The following is a 15,405-nucleotide window of genomic DNA, read 5'->3' on the forward strand; positions in this document are numbered from 1 at the left end:
CCGTTCGCGGCGGAGGCTGCGGGCATACTGGGCGCTCGACATCCGGCCACGACCTCGAGGTGTGAATATCCGTGTGCGGCCTGCTTGGACTGGTGTGTGCCACTGAGAACGACGCGGTCAACGCGCGTGACGCGGTCGGCGAAGCCATGCGCTGCCAGCGTCATCGCGGTCCCGACGAGCGCGACACCTGGACCGACGGCGAGGTCGTCTACGGCTTCAACCGGCTCGCGTTCATCGACGTCGAGCACGCCCACCAGCCGCTGACGTGGGGTCCGCCGGAGTCGCCGAACCGGTACACGCTCAACTTCAACGGCGAGATCTACAACTACCGTGAGCTGCGGGAACAGCTCACGGCAGAGCACGGTGCGAAGTTCGCCACAGAGGGCGACGGCGAGGCGATCGTCGCGGCCTACCACCACTGGGGCCGCGCCGCGGTGTCGAAGCTGCGCGGGATGTTCGCGTTCCTGATCTGGGACGCCGAGGAGAAGGTGATCTTCGGCGCACGTGATCCGTTCGGCATCAAGCCGCTGTTCTACACGCACGGGCCCGGCGGCACGGCGTTCTCCAGCGAGAAGAAGTCGCTGCTGGAGCTCTCCGGCGTGCTGGGGATCACCAAGCAACTGGACCGGACCGCGCTTCAGCACTACCTGACGCTGCAGTACGTGCCGGAGCCGGAGACGCTGCACACGCGCATCCGCCGCATCGAGTCCGGCACCTCGTTCACCGTCTCCCCCGGCGGCGCCCCGAAGATCGAGCGCTACTTCTTCCCGGAGTTCGCCGCGAAGCCGGTTCGCGGCGAGGCCGAGGCGAAGATCCTGCACGAGCGGATCCGCGACGTGATGCGCGACTCGGTCGGCAGGCACATGATCGCCGACCCGGACATCACCGTCGGCACGTTCCTGTCCGGCGGCATCGACTCGACCGCGATCGCGGCGCTGGCCAAGGAGCACAACCCGAACCTGATCGCGTTCACCACCGGGTTCGAGCGCGAGGGCTACTCCGAGGTCGACGTGGCGGCCGAGTCCGCGGCGGCGATCGGCGTGAAGCACGTCATCCGGACGGTGTCGGCCGACGAGATGATGGAGGCCCTGCCGCTCATCGTCTGGTACCTCGACGACCCGGTGGCCGACCCGGCGCTGGTGCCGTTGTGGTTCATCGCGCGGGAGGCGCGCAAGCACGTCAAGGCGGTGCTGTCCGGCGAGGGCTCGGACGAGCTGTTCGGCGGCTACACGATCTACAACGAGCCGCTGTCGCTCGCGCCGTTCGAGAAGGTGCCGGGCAGCCTGCGCAAGGTGATCGGCAAGGTGTCGGAGCGGATCCCGGAGGGCACGCGCGGCAAGGACCTGCTGCGCCGCGGCGCGCTGCCGCTGGAGGAGCGCTACTACGGCAACGCCCGCATCTTCCGCGACGACCAGCTGCGCGGGGTGCTGAAGACGTTCCAGGAGGGCGTCGGCCACAAGGACGTCACCGCCGAGCACTACCGCACGTCGGCGAACTGGGACCCGGTCGCGCGGATGCAGCACGTGGACCTGTTCACCTGGCTGCGCGGCGACATCCTGGTCAAGGCCGACAAGATGACCATGGCGAACTCGCTGGAGCTGCGGGTGCCGTTCCTGGACGCGGAGGTGTTCAAGGTCGCGGCCGGCATCCCGCTGGACCAGAAGATCACCAAGGAGACCACGAAGTACGCGCTGCGCCGCGCGCTGGAGGGCATCGTGCCCGCGCACGTGCTCAACCGGCGCAAGCTGGGCTTCCCGGTGCCGATCCGGCTGTGGCTGCGGGACGAGATGTACGACTGGGCGCGCGGCATCATCGCCGATTCGCAAACCGGTGAGCTGCTGGACAAGCTGGCCGTGCAGCGCCTGCTGGACGAGCACAAGGCGGGCACGCTGGACCACAGCAGGCGGATCTGGGCGCTGCTGGTGTTCATGATCTGGCACGGCATCTTCATCGAGCACCGCATCAAGCCGGAGATCCCGGAGCCGGTCTACCCGGTGCGCATCTGAGGCGCGAGCTGAGCGTTCGAAGGGCCGCAGCCGCCCGGCTGCGGCCCTTCTTCGTCTGCTGACCGTCGGAGCGGTGCCGCGGTGCCGGCCGACCAGGCCCGCGGCTCCGGTCAGGCAGGCAGTGCGGGGGCGATCTCCGCCGCGGCGTCGGGGCCGAACGCGGCGCCGATGCGGGTCAGCGCGGACTCGCGGTCGAGGGTCCACTCCTGCGTGCCGACGGTCTCCAGCACCAGCACCGCGATCATCGACCCCAGCTGGGCCGAGCGCTCCAGGCTCAGGTCCGCGTTCAGGCCGGCCAGGAAGCCCGCCCGGAAGCCGTCGCCGACGCCGGTCGGGTCGGCCTTCGCCAGCTCGGGCACCGCGCCGACCTCGAGGGCCAGCCCGTCCTTGCCCACGATCTCCACACCCTTCTCGCCGAGGGTGGTGATGCGGATGCCGACGTGGTCCAGCACGTCGGCCTCGGACCAGGCCGTCTTCTGGAGCAGCAGCTCCCACTCGTAGTCGTTGGTGAACAGGTACCTCGCCCCGGCGACGAACCGGCGCGCCTGCTCCCCGTTCATGCGGGCCAGTTGCTGCGACGGGTCCACCGCGAAGTCGATCCCCCGCTGGCGGCACTCCTCCGCGTGGCGGAGCATGCCGTCCGGGTCGTCCGGGCCGATCAGCATCAGCCCGATCCCGCCAACGCGGTCCGCGATCGGGCCGAGCTCGATGTTGCGGGCCTCGGCCATCGCGCCTGCGTAGAACGTGGCGATCTGGTTGAGGTCGTCGTCCGTGGTGCACACGAACCGGGCGGTGTGGGCCAGCTCCGAGATCAGCACGCCCGACGCGTCCACGCCGTGGCGCTCCAGCCAGGACCGGTAGTCGGCGAAGTCCGCGCCGGCCGCGCCGACCAGCACCGGCTTCACGCCGAGCACCCCGAGGCCGAACGCGATGTTGGCGCCGATCCCGCCGCGGCGGACCACCAGGTCGTCGGCCAGGAAACTCAGCGAGATGCGGTGCAGCTGGTCGGCGACCAGCTGCTCGGCGAACCGGCCGGGGAAGTGCATGAGATGGTCGGTTGCGATGCTGCCGGAAACGGCGATGCGGGCGTTGATGGCCACCGGTGCTCTGCTCCCTCTGGCTGGCTCGAACTGAAGTTACCGACGGGAAATACCCCGTCGGAGCTAAATCTGACCCGCTGACCGACACTACTAGCTGGTAGACCTGTCCGGCTCGCGCCGGTCGCCCTAGCGTCGCCTGCGTGAGCACCGTGACGGAACCGGAGACCATCGCCGAGCTGATCGACGACTGCGCCGACATCCCCGCCGAACTGCGCGCGGCACACGCCTCGGCGCCCCGCCCGCCTGCGCCGCGGGGCTGGGCGGTCGACGACGCCTGCCACGCACAGGTAGTCGGGCTGGAGGACTATTAGTTACGCGGACATGCGAAAGGGCGCCGGTCGAAATCTCGACCGGCGCCCTTTCGCGTGTGCTGGCTCAGTGGAACGAGTCGCCGCAGGCGCAGGAGCCCGTGGCGTTCGGGTTCTCGATGGTGAAGCCCTGCTTCTCGATCGAGTCGACGAAGTCGATCACCGCACCCTCGACGTACGGCGCGCTCATGCGGTCGACCGCCACGCGCAGGCCGTCGAAGTCGCGGAACAGGTCGCCGTCGAGCGTGCGCTCGTCGAAGAACAGCTGGTAACGCAGGCCCGCGCAACCACCGGGCTGGACCGCGATGCGCAGGTGCATGTCGTCGCGGCCTTCCTGCTCGAGCAGGGCCTTCGCCTTGCTCGCCGCGGCGTCGCTCAACGTGACGCCGTGGGTGGCCTCGGCCTCGGCCTGCGTGCTGGTCTGCTCAGCGGCAGTCATAGCTCTCCCTCGGGGTCTTGCCGTGCACCGGGTGGGGGGTGCTCCTCCCTACTGGAACACCGGTGCCACCCGTTCTGTTCCCGGGCTGGTTCCCGCCTTGGCGCTGAACCCATGGTTACACATCGGCGAGGGGGTTGAACACGCACGCCGCTGTCTGGAATAAGCTGGTTGGGTGAGGTTTCTCCGTCGTAACAGCACGACCACCGCAGACAGCCCCGAGATCGAGGCGGCCGAGGTGGCCGAAAGCGTCGAATCTCACACCCGTGGTTACACCCCGGGCAAGGGCAGGCCGACGCCGAAGCGCAAGGAGGCCGAGGGCAAGCGCCGCGGCCCCGTCGCGCCCCCGCCGAGGACCATGCGGGAGGCGATGAAGCGCAACCGCGAGCTGCGCAAGTCGAACCCGGTCGACAAGGAAGAGCGCCGCAGGCTGGCCAAGGAGCGCCAGGAGCGGATGGCCGCGGGCGACGACCGCTACCTGCTGCCGCGCGACAAAGGCCCGGTCAAGGCGTACGTGCGCGACCTGGTCGACTCGCGCCGCCACTTCCTCGGCGCGTTCATGCCGCTGGCGATCCTCGTGTTCGTCGTGCTGCTGGTGCCGTACCCGGTGATCCAGCAGTACGTGACGCTGCTGTGCATGGCCGCGCTGCTGGTCATGGCCGTCGAGGGCTACTTCAACGGCCGCCGCATCGCGCGCCTGGCCAGGGCGAAGTTCCCGAAGGAGAACATCAGCGGCCGGTCGCTGGGCTGGTACGCGTTCGTGCGGGCGAGCCAGATCCGCAAGCTCCGGATGCCCAAGCCGCGCGTGAAGGTCGGCGACACGGTCTCCTGACCGCTGGAGCGCACTCCAGGTCGTTAGCAAGACGAACCAATTCCGGTAGGCTGCCTGACATGGAGTTTCGCCGTCTCGGCCGCAGTGGCCTGTCCGTCAGTGAGATCGCCTACGGTAACTGGCTCACCCACGGCTCCCAGATCGAGGAGGAGCAGGCCCAGGCCTGCATCAAGGCCGCGCTGGACGCGGGGATCACGACCTTCGACACCGCCGACGTCTACGCGAACACGGTGGCCGAGTCGGTGCTCGGCCGCGGGCTCGCCGGTCAGCGCCGAGAGAGCCTGGAGATCTGCACGAAGGTCTTCTGGCCGACCGGCCCCGGTGGCCCGAACGACCGCGGGCTGGGCCGCAAACACATCATCGAGTCCTGCCACGCCTCGCTGAAGCGGCTGCAGACCGACCACATCGACCTGTACCAGGCGCACCGGTTCGACGCGACGGTGCCGCTGGAGGAGACCATGTCGGCCTTCGCCGACCTGGTCCGTCAGGGCAAGGTGCTCTACGTCGGGGTCTCCGAGTGGAACGCCGAGGAGATCACCCGCGGCGCCGCGCTGGCCCGCGAGCTGCGGATCCCGTTCGTGTCGAACCAGCCGCAGTACAACATGCTCTGGCGCGTCATCGAGGCGCAGGTCGTGCCCGCGAGCGAGCGCGAGGGGCTGAGCCAGATCGTCTGGTCGCCGATCGCACAGGGTGTGCTGACCGGCAAGTACAAGCCGGGCCAGCCGCCGCCCGCCGGGTCGCGCGCCACCGACGAGAACGGCTCGCGGTTCGTGCAGCGCTTCCTGCGCGACGAGGTGCTCGAGCGGGTCGCCCGGCTGGAGCCGCTGGCCGCGCAGGCCGGGCTGACGCCGGCGCAGCTGGCGGTGGCGTGGGTGCTGCAGAACCCGAACGTCTCCTCGGCGATCGTCGGCGCTTCGCGGCCGGAGCAGGTGCACGAGAACGTGAAGGCGGCCGGCGTGAAGCTCGACGCCGACCTGCTGACCGAGATCGACTCGGTGCTGCTGGGCGTGGTCGAGGACGATCCGCGCCTGACCGCCCGGGCAGGCTGACGATAGGTTTGGCGCCGTGACTGACGTGTCGTTCGCCGATGTCCCCCAACCCGACGAAGCCGCCCGCACCGAGGCGGTGCGGCGGCACGCCGAGCTGCTCAAACCGGTGTCCGCGCTGGGCGAGCTGGAGGCGCTCGGCGCGTGGGTCGCGGCCTGCCAGGGCTCGGCGCCGCCGCGGCGGTTCCAGCGGCCACGGGTGATCGTGTTCGCCGGGGACCACGGGATCGCCGCGAAGGGCGTGTCCGCCTACCGGCCGGAGGTCACCGGGCAACTGGTGGACAACCTGCTCAAGGGCGCCGGGCCGGTCGCGGTCGCCGCGGCGGTGGCCGACGCCGGGCTGCGCGTGGTGGACATCGCGGTGGACGGGGAGACGCCGGTCGCCGAATACAAGGTGCGGGCGGGCTCCGGGTCGATCGACGTCGAGGACGCCCTCAGCGAGGACGAGGTGCGGGCCGCCCTGCGGGCCGGCATGGCGATCGCGGACGCCGAGGTGGACGAGGGCGCCGATCTGCTCGTCGCGGGCAGCGTCGGGGTCGGGGCGACCACGCCGGCCGCGGTGCTGGTCGCCGCGCTGACCGGCGCCGAGCCGGTGGCCGTGGTCGGCCGCGGATCGGGCATCGACGACAACGCGTGGATGCGCAAGACCGTGGCGATCCGGGACGCACTGCGGCGGGCGCGGGCGGTGCTGCCCGACCCGGTCGCGCTGCTGCGCACCGCGGGTGGCGCGGACCTGGCCGCGTTGACCGGGTTCCTGGCGCAGGCCGCGGTCCGCCGCACGCCGGTGCTGCTGGACGGGCTCGCGGTGGGCGCGGCGGCGCTGGTGGCGGAGGAACTGGCGCCCGGCGCGCGATCGTGGTGGCAGGCCGCGCACCGCGACGCCGAGCCGGCGCACCAGATGGCGCTGGACCACCTGGACCTCAAGCCGGTCGTCGACCTGGGCATCCGGCTCGGCGACGGCACCGGCGCCGCGACGGCCCTCCCGCTGCTGATCACGGCCGCCCGGCTGCTCACGGACCTGCCGACACACGCGGAAGCCGGGGTCACGGCGCCGAACGCTTGATCCTCACGCGACGTCAGGTCCCAGCGTCGTTCACACCGGCGCAAAGGCGCTGGCGGAAGTGGGTGAACGGCAGGTTCTACAAGGTCGGCGCGGCTTCCTGGCTCTGATCCGGGAGGTGACCGCCGTGGACGAGACGGTGAAGCAGTACTTCAGCAAAACCCAGCTGGCGGAGCTGGCCGAGCGCCGATCGCGGCTCGGCGAGCAGGAGGATGTCCAGCGGAGGTGGCAGGACCTGATCCCCCGCGTGCAGCGGGCCGTCGAGACCGGGTTCGCCCCCGGCCTCGGCGGAGGGGCGGGAGGTCGCGGCCGAGTGGATGCGCCTGCTGGAGGCTTTCCACGGTGGCGACACCGGGCTGCGGGACTCGCTCCACCGCATGCAGGCGGACAACAGCGAGCGGATCCAGCGTGAGCACGGCGGGCCGTCGCCGGAGCAGCTGGAGTTCATTCGGCGCCAACGCCTCCTGAGAACCATGAAGGGCCACCCCGCCGGAACGGGGTGGCCCTTCATGTCGAAGCGATCAGGACAGCTTGTGCATCCAGCCGTGCGGGTCGGGGCGCGTGCCCTCCTGGATGCCGGTCAGTTCGGCGCGCAGCTTCATCGTCACCTCGCCGGGCTCGCCGCCCGCGATGGTGAACTCGCCGCCCGCGTGCTTGACCCGGCCGACCGGCGTGATGACCGCCGCGGTGCCGCACGCGAACACCTCGGTCAGCTCACCGGACGCGGCCGCCTTCTCCCACTCGTCGGTGGAAATCCGGCGCTCCTCGATGCCGAGGCCGTGGTCCGCCGCCAGCTTGAGCAGCGAATCACGCGTGACACCGGGCAGCAGCGAACCGGACAGCTCCGGCGTGACGATCCGGGCATCCGAACCCGAGCCGAACACGAAGAACAGGTTCATGCCGCCCATCTCCTCGACGAAGCGGCGCTCCACCGCATCGAGCCACACCACCTGGTCGCAGCCCTTCTCCACGGCCTGCGACTGCGCCACGAAGGACGCCGCGTAGTTGCCGGCGAACTTCGCCGCGCCGGTGCCGCCCGGAGCGGCCCGCACGTACTCGGTGGACAGCCACACGCTCACCGGCTTGATCCCGCCGGTGAAGTACGAGCCGGCGGGCGAGGCGATCACCAGGTACAGGTAGTCGCTCGCCGGCGCGTTCACGCCGAGCCCCACCGAGGTGGAGATCATGAACGGGCGCAGGTACAGCGTGTCGCCCGGGTTGCTGGGCACCCACCGCTCGTCCGCCGCGATCAGCTCCCGCAACGAGCCGAGGAACAGCTCCTCGGGCAGCTCCGGCATCGCGATGCGGGCCGCCGACTTGCGGAACCGGGCCGCGTTGGCGTCCGGGCGGAAGGCCGCGACCGACCCGTCCGGCTGGCGGTAGGCCTTGAGGCCTTCGAAGATCGCCTGCGCGTAGTGCAGCACGGAGGTGGCGGGGTCGAGCGTGACCGGCTCGTAGGGGCCGACGTTCGCGTCGTACCAGCCGCGGCCCTTGCTGTACTTGATCGTGACCATGTGGTCGGTGAAGAACGTCCCGAAGCCCGGCTTCGCCAGTACCTCGGCTACACGCTCCGCCGAAGCGGGAGACGGGTGCGGGGTACGGGTGAAGGGCAACGTGGTCGTCATTCGACCAGGATAACTGTTAGTTGGACTTCCGAGAATCGCCTACTCCCCTACCATGGCGGCGTGACCGCCAACGTGCCGCAGACCGCCACGCCGAACTCCGTGTCCGCCGGACCCGCCTCCGACGTCAAGACCTTCGTCACCGCCGTCCTGCTCACCTTCGCGGTGGGCGAGCTGACGCTCCTCGGCTACGCCCTGCTCGGCGTGTTCGGCGGGATCATCGGCCTGGTCGGCGGCATCTTCGGCGTCGTGTGGTGGCGCAGCGTCCACGACAAGCAGGTGTTCCCGCGCGACCTGCCGGCGAAGTCGCTGATCGTCCTCACGGTCGCCACCGCGCTGATCACGCTGCTGGCGTTCCTGCTCGTCGCGTGACGGCGGCGCCGGCCGCGACGGCGACCACCGTCCCCAGTAGATAGACCGGCGGCAGCCAGGCCAGCAGCGTCACGGCAAGTACCGCCGCGATCACGCCGCGCGCGGTGATCCCGGTGATCATCGACAGCACCGCGGTCACCAGCACCTCGGCCAGCGCGGCCGCCGCGGCCAGCAGCAGCGCCTGGTCCGGATCCAGCAGCACGGCCGCGGCCGCGGCGATCAGTCCACAAGCGACGGACGCGCGCGGCCACGCGAGTTCCTCGCGGGCGCCGCGGATCGCGAGCAGCGCGGCGGGCACAGTGGACAGCACGACGACCCCGGCCAGCAACGGGTTCAGCACCTGCCCGTCCAGGGCGGCCAGCGCGTCCCGCACGGGCACGCCGGACAACGCCAGCCGCACCGGGCCGAGCTGGTAGAGCGCGCCCGCGCCGATGGTCAGCACCACCATCACCGAACCGGCGAGCCAGGACGGGTTGTGCCGCGGCAGCAACGGGAACAGCACCGCGCCCGCGGCGAACAGCCCACCGATCGTGAAATGCGGCGCGGTCACCGGTTGCGCGGGCTCGATCGCGAAACTCAGCGCCACGAAACCGGCCCCGGCGACCAGCAGGATGCCCAGCAGCCACGCCCGCGCGTACCTCGCCAGCCGCAGCCCGGCCGCGTCGGCGGCGGTGACCGCCAGGGCGACGACCGCGCCCGCCCACGACTGCCCGGGGAACAGGTAGGCGGCGAACACCGACGCGAACAGCGGCACCAGCGCGAGGCGGGACACCAGGCGCGTGGCGGCCACCAGACGCGCGGGGTTCGGCTCCAGCGCGGGAGGCTCCGGCACGCAGAACGCCAGCAGCGCCGCCACCACCGCGCCGCCGAGCAGCCACCAGCCGCCCGCCTGCGCGCCCACGGCCAGCGCGATCAGCAGTCCCGCCGCCAGCCGCACGCCCACCACCTGCCTCTCCTGCCGGGCTCCGTCCTCATTAGCATGGCTCACCACCTGGCCGGGTACCCCACCCGGCACGACCGTCGATGGATGCGCGAGGAGCCACAAGTGACCGTGCCGAAGTTTGCCCTGATCGAGAACACCGGCGCCGCGCTCGGCAAGAGCCGGGCCGAGGTCGTCGTGGTCGGGACGCTCCAGGGCGACAAGGCCGTGACGCTGGCGCCGGGTGCGGAGGCCGTCGACGAGACCTTCGACGGCTCGCTGGCCGAGCTGCTGGCCACCGTGGGCGCCTCCGGCAAGGCCGAGGAGGTCGTGAAGCTGCCCACGCTGGGCAAGCTGCCCGCCGCGGTCGTGCTGGCGGTCGGCCTCGGCCGCGCCGACGGGGACGGCACCGTGACCGCCGAGCAGGTGCGCCGCGCCGCGGGCGCCGCCGGGCGCGCGCTGGCCGGCACCGCGCGGGCCGTGTCCACACTGTCCGCTGTGGACCTGCAGGCCGCGGTGGAAGGCACCGCGCTGGGCGCCTACACGTTCACCGAGTACAAGTCCGAGCCGGGTGACGCGCCCGTCGCGGCGGTCGATTTCGCCACGCCGGCCGAAGGCACCAAGCGCGCGCACACCGCGACGCTGAAGGCCGCGACCGCGATCGCCGAGGCCGTGATCATCGCCCGCGACCTGATCAACACCCCGCCGAACGACCTGTTCCCGGCCTCCTTCGCCGAGCGGGCCCGCAAGCTCGCCGAGGCCAACGACCTCGACTTCGAGGTGCTCGACGAGAAGCAGCTCAAGCGCAAGGGCTTCGGCGGCATCCTCGGCGTCGGCGGCGGCTCGTCCCGCCCGCCGCGGCTGGTGCGGGTGTCCTACAAGGGTCCGAAGGCGGCGAAGAAGGTCGCGCTGGTCGGCAAGGGCATCACGTTCGACTCGGGCGGCATCTCGATCAAGCCCGCGGCGAACATGGACCACATGACCTCGGACATGTCCGGGGCCGCCGCGGTGCTCGCCTCGGTCGTGCTCGCGGCCAAGCTCAAGTACCCGCTCGAGGTCACCGCCAACATCCCGCTCGCGGAGAACCTGCCGTCGGGCACCTCCTACCGGCCGGGCGACGTGCTGAGCATGTACGGCGGCAAGACCGTCGAGGTCCTCAACACCGACGCCGAAGGCCGCCTGGTGCTGGCCGACGCCATCGTGCGCGCCGCCGAGGACGACCCGGACTACCTGATCGAGACCTCGACGCTGACCGGCGCGCAGATGGTGGCGCTGGGCAACCGGACCGCCGGGATCATGGGCTCGGACGAGTTCCGCGACCGGGTGGCGGCGATCGCACAGGCCACCGGCGAGGGCGGGTGGCCGATGCCGCTGCCCGAGGAGCTGCGCGGCGACCTGGACTCGCGGCTGGCCGACCTGGCGAACGTGACCGGGCACCGCTGGGGCGGGATGCTCGCGGCCGGCATCTTCCTGCGCGAGTTCGTCGCCGAGGGCCTGCCGTGGGCGCACATCGACATCGCGGGGCCGTCGTTCAACACCGGCGCGCCGTGGGGCTACACCGGCAAGGGCGGCACCGGCGTCCCGGTCCGCACCATCGCCGCCGTGCTGGCGGACATCGCCGACCAGGGCTGACGATCACCGCGCCGTGGTGGCCCCGCACGTACGGGGCCACCACGTGCGTGCGAATCAGCTCTGCGCGCCCTTCTGCCGCTCTGTGTATTCGCGCATGCGCTTCGGGTAACCGACTTTCGCGACCTCGTAGACCGGGATCGAATGCTTCCGCCCGAACTGCTGCGCGGCGTCCAGGCTGCCGATCCGGCGCCGCGTCCATTCACCGTCGTGCGCGACGAGGACGACCGTGGTCTCGGTGACCGTCGTCCGCGGCTCCACGAACGCCTCGACGCCCCGCCGCGCGGCCGCCCAGCCCTCCAGATGACGCAGGTCAGCGTCACTGGCACGGCGCAGCGTGCCCGGTTTCCCGGCACCGCGTCTGCGCTTCAGACCGTCGAACAAACCCACCTCGACCACCTCATCTCCGCCTGCCCTCCCCCGCCATTATCCCGGGGATCAGAAGTGCGCCGATTAACACACCCGGCTACCTCGCAGGGCCGGACTACGTAGTGACAAGATGATGAGGGTTTGGACGTAAAACGAGGAGTAAACGACGTGAGCGACGCTGGCGCCGACCTGGTGATCCTCGGTGGCGGATCCGGCGGCTACGCCGCGGCCTTCCGCGCCGCGGAGCTGGGCCAGTCCGTCATCCTGATCGAGAAGGACAAGCTGGGCGGGACGTGCCTGCATCGCGGCTGCATCCCGACCAAGGCTCTGCTCCACGCGGCCGAAGTCGCCGACACCGCCCGCGAGGGTGAGCAGTTCGGCGTGAAGACCACCCTGGAGGGCGTCGACATCGCCGGCGTCCACAAGTACAAGGATGGCGTCATCAGCCGCCTCTACAAGGGGCTGCAGGGCCTGGCCAAGGCCCACAAGGTGACCGTCGTCGAGGGCACCGGCACGTTCGTCGGCGGCACCACGGTCGAGGTGGACGGCACCCGGTACACGGGCAAGAACCTGGTCCTGGCCACCGGCTCGTACTCGAAGACCCTGCCGGGCCTGGAGCTGGGCGGCCGGATCATCGCCAGCGACGAGGCGCTGACCCTGGACTGGATCCCGGAGAAGGTCGTCGTGCTCGGCGGCGGCGTCATCGGCGTCGAGTTCGCCAGCGTGTGGGCCTCCTTCGGCGTGGACGTGACGATCGTCGAGGCGCTGCCGCGGCTGGTCCCGGCCGAGGACGAGTTCGCCAGCAAGCAGCTCGAGCGGGCGTTCCGCCGTCGCAAGATCAACTTCAAGACCGGCGTGAAGTTCACCGGCGCCAAGCAGGACGAGAACGGCGTGACCGTGTCCCTGGAGTCCGGTGAGACGCTGGAGGCCGACCTGCTGCTGGTCGCCGTCGGCCGCGGTCCCAACACCGCGGGCCACGGCTACGAGGAGGCCGGCGTCCGGATGGAGCGCGGGTTCGTCATCACCGACGAGCGCCTGCGCACCAACCTGCCGAACGTCTACGCCGTCGGCGACATCGTCCCCGGCCTGCAGCTCGCGCACCGCGGCTTCGCCCAGGGCATCTTCGTCGCCGAGGAGATCGCCGGCCTGGAGCCGAAGGCGATCGACGAAGCCGGCATCCCGCGCGTCACCTACAGCCACCCCGAGGTCGCCTCCGTCGGCCTGAGCGAGGCGGCTGCGAAGGAGCGCTACGGCTCGGACGTGCAGACCTTCACGTACGACCTGGCAGGCAACGGGAAGAGCCAGATCCTCAAGACTTCCGGCGCGATCAAGGTGATCAAGGCGCCGGACGGGCCGGTCGTCGGCCTGCACCTGGTCGGGGACCGGGTCGGCGAACTGATCGGCGAAGCCCAGCTGATCTACAACTGGGAGGCCTTCCCGGAGGACGTCGCTCCGCTGATCCACGCCCACCCGACCCAGACCGAGGCCCTCGGCGAAGCACACCTTGCCCTGGCCGGCAAGCCACTGCACGTGCACAGCTGACCGGACCGCAGCCGACTAAAGATTCAAGGGAGTCAATTCACGATGGCCTTCTCCGTCACACTGCCGGAGCTCGGGGAGAGCGTTACCGAGGGCACCGTCACCCGCTGGCTCAAGCAGGAGGGTGACACGGTCGCGGTCGACGAGCCGTTGCTGGAGATCTCGACCGACAAGGTCGACACCGAGGTCCCGTCGCCGGTCGCAGGCACGCTGCAGAAGATCGTCGCCCAGGAGGACGAGACCGTCGAGGTCGGCGGCGAGCTCGCCGTGATCGACGACGGTTCCGGCGGTGGTTCCGCCCCCGCTCAGGAGCAGGCGCCCGCCCAGCAGGCCCAGCCCGAGCCGGAGCCCGAGCCGCAGCTGCAGTCGGCCCCGGAGGCACAGCCCGCGCCGAGTGGTTCCGCTCAGGGCACGCCGGTCACGCTGCCCGAGCTGGGCGAGAGCGTCACCGAGGGCACCGTCACCCGCTGGCTGAAGTCGGTCGGCGACACGGTCGAGGTGGACGAGCCGCTGCTGGAGATCTCCACCGACAAGGTCGACACCGAGGTCCCGTCGCCGATCGCCGGCACGCTGCTGGAGATCAGCGTCGGTGAGGACGAGACCGTCGAGGTCGGCGGCACGCTCGCCATCATCGGCGACGCGAGCGCCTTGCCCGCCCCGCAGCAGGAGCAGCCGAAGGCGCCCGAGCCGAAGCCGGAACCGAAGCCCGAGCCCACCCCGGCCGCGCAGGCGCCCGCGCCGCAACAGCCGGCCCCGCAGCAGCCCGCGCCGCAACAGCCGGCTCCGCAGCCGCAGGCCGCCCCGGCCGCGAGCGACGGCAACGGCAGCGGCCCGTACGTCACCCCACTGGTGCGCAAGCTCGCCACCGAGCACGGCATCGACCTGGCGTCGGTGACCGGAAGCGGTGTCGGCGGCCGCATCCGCAAGCAGGACGTGCTGGCGGCGGCCGAGGCGAAGCAGAAGCAGAGCGCCCCGGCCACCCAGGCGCCCGCCGCACAGGCCCCGGCCGCCGCGCCGAGCGCCCCCGCCGCCAAGGCCCCGGCTGCCCCGTCGCCGGAGCTGGCCGCGCTGCGTGGCACCACGCAGAAGGCGAGCCGGATCCGCCAGGTCATCGCGCAGCGCACCCGCGAGTCGCTGCAGACCTCGGCGCAGCTCACCCAGGTGTTCGAGGTGGACGTCACCAAGATCGCCCGGTTGCGCCAGCAGGCGAAGGCCTCCTTCCAGGATCGGGAGGGCGTGAAGCTCACCTTCCTGCCGTTCTTCGCGAAGGCGACGGTCGAGGCGCTCAAGCAGCACCCGAACATCAACGCCTACCTGGACGAGGAGAAGAAGGAGATCACCTACTTCGGCGAGGAGCACCTCGCCGTCGCCGTGGACACCGAGAAGGGCCTGATCTCCCCGGTCATCCACAAGGCGGGCGAGCTGAACCTGGCCGGCTTGGCCAGGGCGATCGCCGACGTCGCGGCCCGCACCCGCGCGAACAAGATCAAGCCGGACGAGCTGTCGGGCGGCACCTTCACGGTGACCAACCTGGGCAGCAACGGCGCCCTGTTCGACACGCCGATCATCAACCAGCCGCAGTCCGGGATCCTGGGCGTCGGCGCGGTGGTGAAGCGGCCGGTCGTGGTCACCGACGCGGACGGGCAGGACACCATCGCCATCCGGTCGATGGCCTACCTGGCCCTGACCTACGACCACCGCCTGATCGACGGCGCGGACGCGGGCCGGTTCCTGACCACGATCAAGAACCGCCTCGAAGAGGGCCACTTCGAGGACGAGCTGGGTCTGTAACGGCTTGACCGGAGACCCCCTCCGCCGGCATTCCGTGATTACGGAAAACCGGCGGAGGGGGTCTTCGCGCTTTCCCGGCTCGCTCTGCCCGGCTCCGCGGCGCCCCGCACCGCGACCCGCACGCTGGCCCTCGACGACGGTCCCCGCGCGGAAGTGCCGGCGGCGCTGGGCAATCCGGCGCGCCTGGCGATCGTGCGGGCGCTGGCCGCGCGCGGGGCCCGGCTCGACCGGGCACCTCAAAGCGTTGACCGGCGCCGGGATCGTCGAGCCGGACAAGCGCGGCAGCTACCGGTTGCCCGCCCGCGCCACGATCCCCGTGCTCGTGCTGCTGACCGCGGCCGCCGACGTCGCCGGGCAACTGCGGTGAGGGAACGTG

Annotated in this window: 15 protein-coding genes; 10 read left to right on the forward strand and 5 right to left on the reverse strand. The window is 71.1% G+C overall.

Annotated features, from left to right (window positions below):
- The first annotated feature begins 71 nt into the window (after window positions 1-71).
- The gene (gene asnB / locus AMETH_RS25725; RefSeq protein WP_026153366.1) at window positions 72-2,006 is read left to right on the forward strand and encodes an asparagine synthase (glutamine-hydrolyzing); all 1,935 of its coding nucleotides are present in this window, start codon (window positions 72-74) and stop codon (window positions 2,004-2,006) included.
- A 110-nt stretch (window positions 2,007-2,116) separates the two neighbouring features.
- Here asnB and AMETH_RS25730 read toward each other — a convergent pair whose 3' ends face one another.
- A complete protein-coding gene (locus tag AMETH_RS25730; RefSeq protein ID WP_017984063.1) occupies window positions 2,117-3,106 on the reverse strand; it encodes a carbohydrate kinase family protein in 990 nt (329 codons plus the stop codon).
- A gap of 140 nt (window positions 3,107-3,246) precedes the next feature.
- On the opposite strand from AMETH_RS25730, the gene AMETH_RS38830 reads away from it, so the two are divergent.
- The gene (locus AMETH_RS38830; RefSeq protein WP_017984064.1) at window positions 3,247-3,417 is read left to right on the forward strand and encodes a hypothetical protein; all 171 of its coding nucleotides are present in this window, start codon (window positions 3,247-3,249) and stop codon (window positions 3,415-3,417) included.
- A 64-nt stretch (window positions 3,418-3,481) separates the two neighbouring features.
- Here AMETH_RS38830 and AMETH_RS25735 read toward each other — a convergent pair whose 3' ends face one another.
- On the reverse strand, window positions 3,482-3,853 hold the full coding sequence (locus tag AMETH_RS25735; protein WP_017984065.1) for a HesB/IscA family protein: 372 nt from the start codon (window positions 3,851-3,853) through the stop codon (window positions 3,482-3,484).
- A 172-nt stretch (window positions 3,854-4,025) separates the two neighbouring features.
- On the opposite strand from AMETH_RS25735, the gene AMETH_RS25740 reads away from it, so the two are divergent.
- Genes AMETH_RS25740 through cobT form a run of 3 tightly spaced genes read left to right on the forward strand, consistent with a single transcriptional unit; the run spans window position 4,026 to window position 6,791 of the window.
- Window positions 4,026-4,682, forward strand: coding sequence for a DUF3043 domain-containing protein (locus AMETH_RS25740; protein WP_026153367.1), 657 nt, complete (start codon window positions 4,026-4,028; stop codon window positions 4,680-4,682).
- A gap of 59 nt (window positions 4,683-4,741) precedes the next feature.
- Complete coding sequence (locus tag AMETH_RS25745) at window positions 4,742-5,731, forward strand: aldo/keto reductase family protein (protein ID WP_017984067.1); 990 nt, start codon at window positions 4,742-4,744, stop codon at window positions 5,729-5,731.
- A gap of 16 nt (window positions 5,732-5,747) precedes the next feature.
- Complete coding sequence (gene cobT / locus AMETH_RS25750; RefSeq protein ID WP_017984068.1) at window positions 5,748-6,791, forward strand: nicotinate-nucleotide--dimethylbenzimidazole phosphoribosyltransferase; 1,044 nt, start codon at window positions 5,748-5,750, stop codon at window positions 6,789-6,791.
- A gap of 518 nt (window positions 6,792-7,309) precedes the next feature.
- Here cobT and AMETH_RS25760 read toward each other — a convergent pair.
- Window positions 7,310-8,413: a branched-chain amino acid aminotransferase gene (locus AMETH_RS25760; RefSeq protein ID WP_017984070.1), complete on the reverse strand. Its 1,104-nt coding sequence runs from the start codon at window positions 8,411-8,413 to the stop codon at window positions 7,310-7,312.
- Between the two features lie 60 nt (window positions 8,414-8,473).
- On the opposite strand from AMETH_RS25760, the gene AMETH_RS25765 reads away from it, so the two are divergent.
- The gene (locus AMETH_RS25765) at window positions 8,474-8,782 is read left to right on the forward strand and encodes a hypothetical protein (RefSeq protein WP_017984071.1); all 309 of its coding nucleotides are present in this window, start codon (window positions 8,474-8,476) and stop codon (window positions 8,780-8,782) included.
- Here the strand turns inward: AMETH_RS25765 and AMETH_RS25770 are convergent.
- A complete protein-coding gene (locus tag AMETH_RS25770; protein ID WP_017984072.1) occupies window positions 8,751-9,728 on the reverse strand; it encodes a hypothetical protein in 978 nt (325 codons plus the stop codon). The genes AMETH_RS25765 and AMETH_RS25770 overlap by 32 nt on opposite strands.
- Window positions 9,729-9,827: 99 nt before the next feature.
- Between AMETH_RS25770 and AMETH_RS25775 the strand changes: the two genes are divergently transcribed.
- On the forward strand, window positions 9,828-11,333 hold the full coding sequence (locus AMETH_RS25775; protein WP_017984073.1) for a leucyl aminopeptidase: 1,506 nt from the start codon (window positions 9,828-9,830) through the stop codon (window positions 11,331-11,333).
- Window positions 11,334-11,387: 54 nt separating this feature from the next.
- On the opposite strand, the gene AMETH_RS25780 is transcribed toward AMETH_RS25775, so the two are convergent.
- Window positions 11,388-11,729 carry a hypothetical protein gene (locus tag AMETH_RS25780; RefSeq protein WP_017984074.1) on the reverse strand — a complete coding sequence of 114 codons (342 nt, stop codon included), beginning with the start codon at window positions 11,727-11,729 and terminating at the stop codon, window positions 11,388-11,390.
- 138 nt (window positions 11,730-11,867) lie between these two features.
- Between AMETH_RS25780 and lpdA the strand changes: the two genes are divergently transcribed.
- From lpdA to AMETH_RS42765, 3 genes are all read left to right on the forward strand, one after another.
- Window positions 11,868-13,241 carry a dihydrolipoyl dehydrogenase gene (gene lpdA, locus AMETH_RS25785; protein WP_017984075.1) on the forward strand — a complete coding sequence of 458 codons (1,374 nt, stop codon included), beginning with the start codon at window positions 11,868-11,870 and terminating at the stop codon, window positions 13,239-13,241.
- 42 nt (window positions 13,242-13,283) lie between these two features.
- A complete protein-coding gene (sucB, locus tag AMETH_RS25790) occupies window positions 13,284-15,029 on the forward strand; it encodes a 2-oxoglutarate dehydrogenase, E2 component, dihydrolipoamide succinyltransferase (protein ID WP_017984076.1) in 1,746 nt (581 codons plus the stop codon).
- Between the two features lie 244 nt (window positions 15,030-15,273).
- Window positions 15,274-15,396, forward strand: coding sequence for a hypothetical protein (locus AMETH_RS42765; protein WP_017984077.1), 123 nt, complete (start codon window positions 15,274-15,276; stop codon window positions 15,394-15,396).
- The last annotated feature ends 9 nt before the right edge of the window (window positions 15,397-15,405 follow it).

The organism is Amycolatopsis methanolica 239, assembly GCF_000739085.1.
Classification (GTDB): Bacteria; Actinomycetota; Actinomycetes; order Mycobacteriales; family Pseudonocardiaceae; genus Amycolatopsis_E; species Amycolatopsis_E methanolica.

What these genes read in the sequence shown, in the direction of transcription:
- AMETH_RS25735 (WP_017984065.1), bottom strand. Translation starts at nt 3,853, where the DNA reads ATGACTGCCGCTGAGCAGACCAGCACGCAGGCCGAGGCCGAGGCCACC.
- AMETH_RS25745 (WP_017984067.1), top strand. Translation starts at nt 4,742, where the DNA reads ATGGAGTTTCGCCGTCTCGGCCGCAGTGGCCTGTCCGTCAGTGAGATC.
- AMETH_RS25760 (WP_017984070.1), bottom strand. Translation starts at nt 8,413, where the DNA reads ATGACGACCACGTTGCCCTTCACCCGTACCCCGCACCCGTCTCCCGCT.
- sucB (WP_017984076.1), top strand. Translation starts at nt 13,284, where the DNA reads ATGGCCTTCTCCGTCACACTGCCGGAGCTCGGGGAGAGCGTTACCGAG.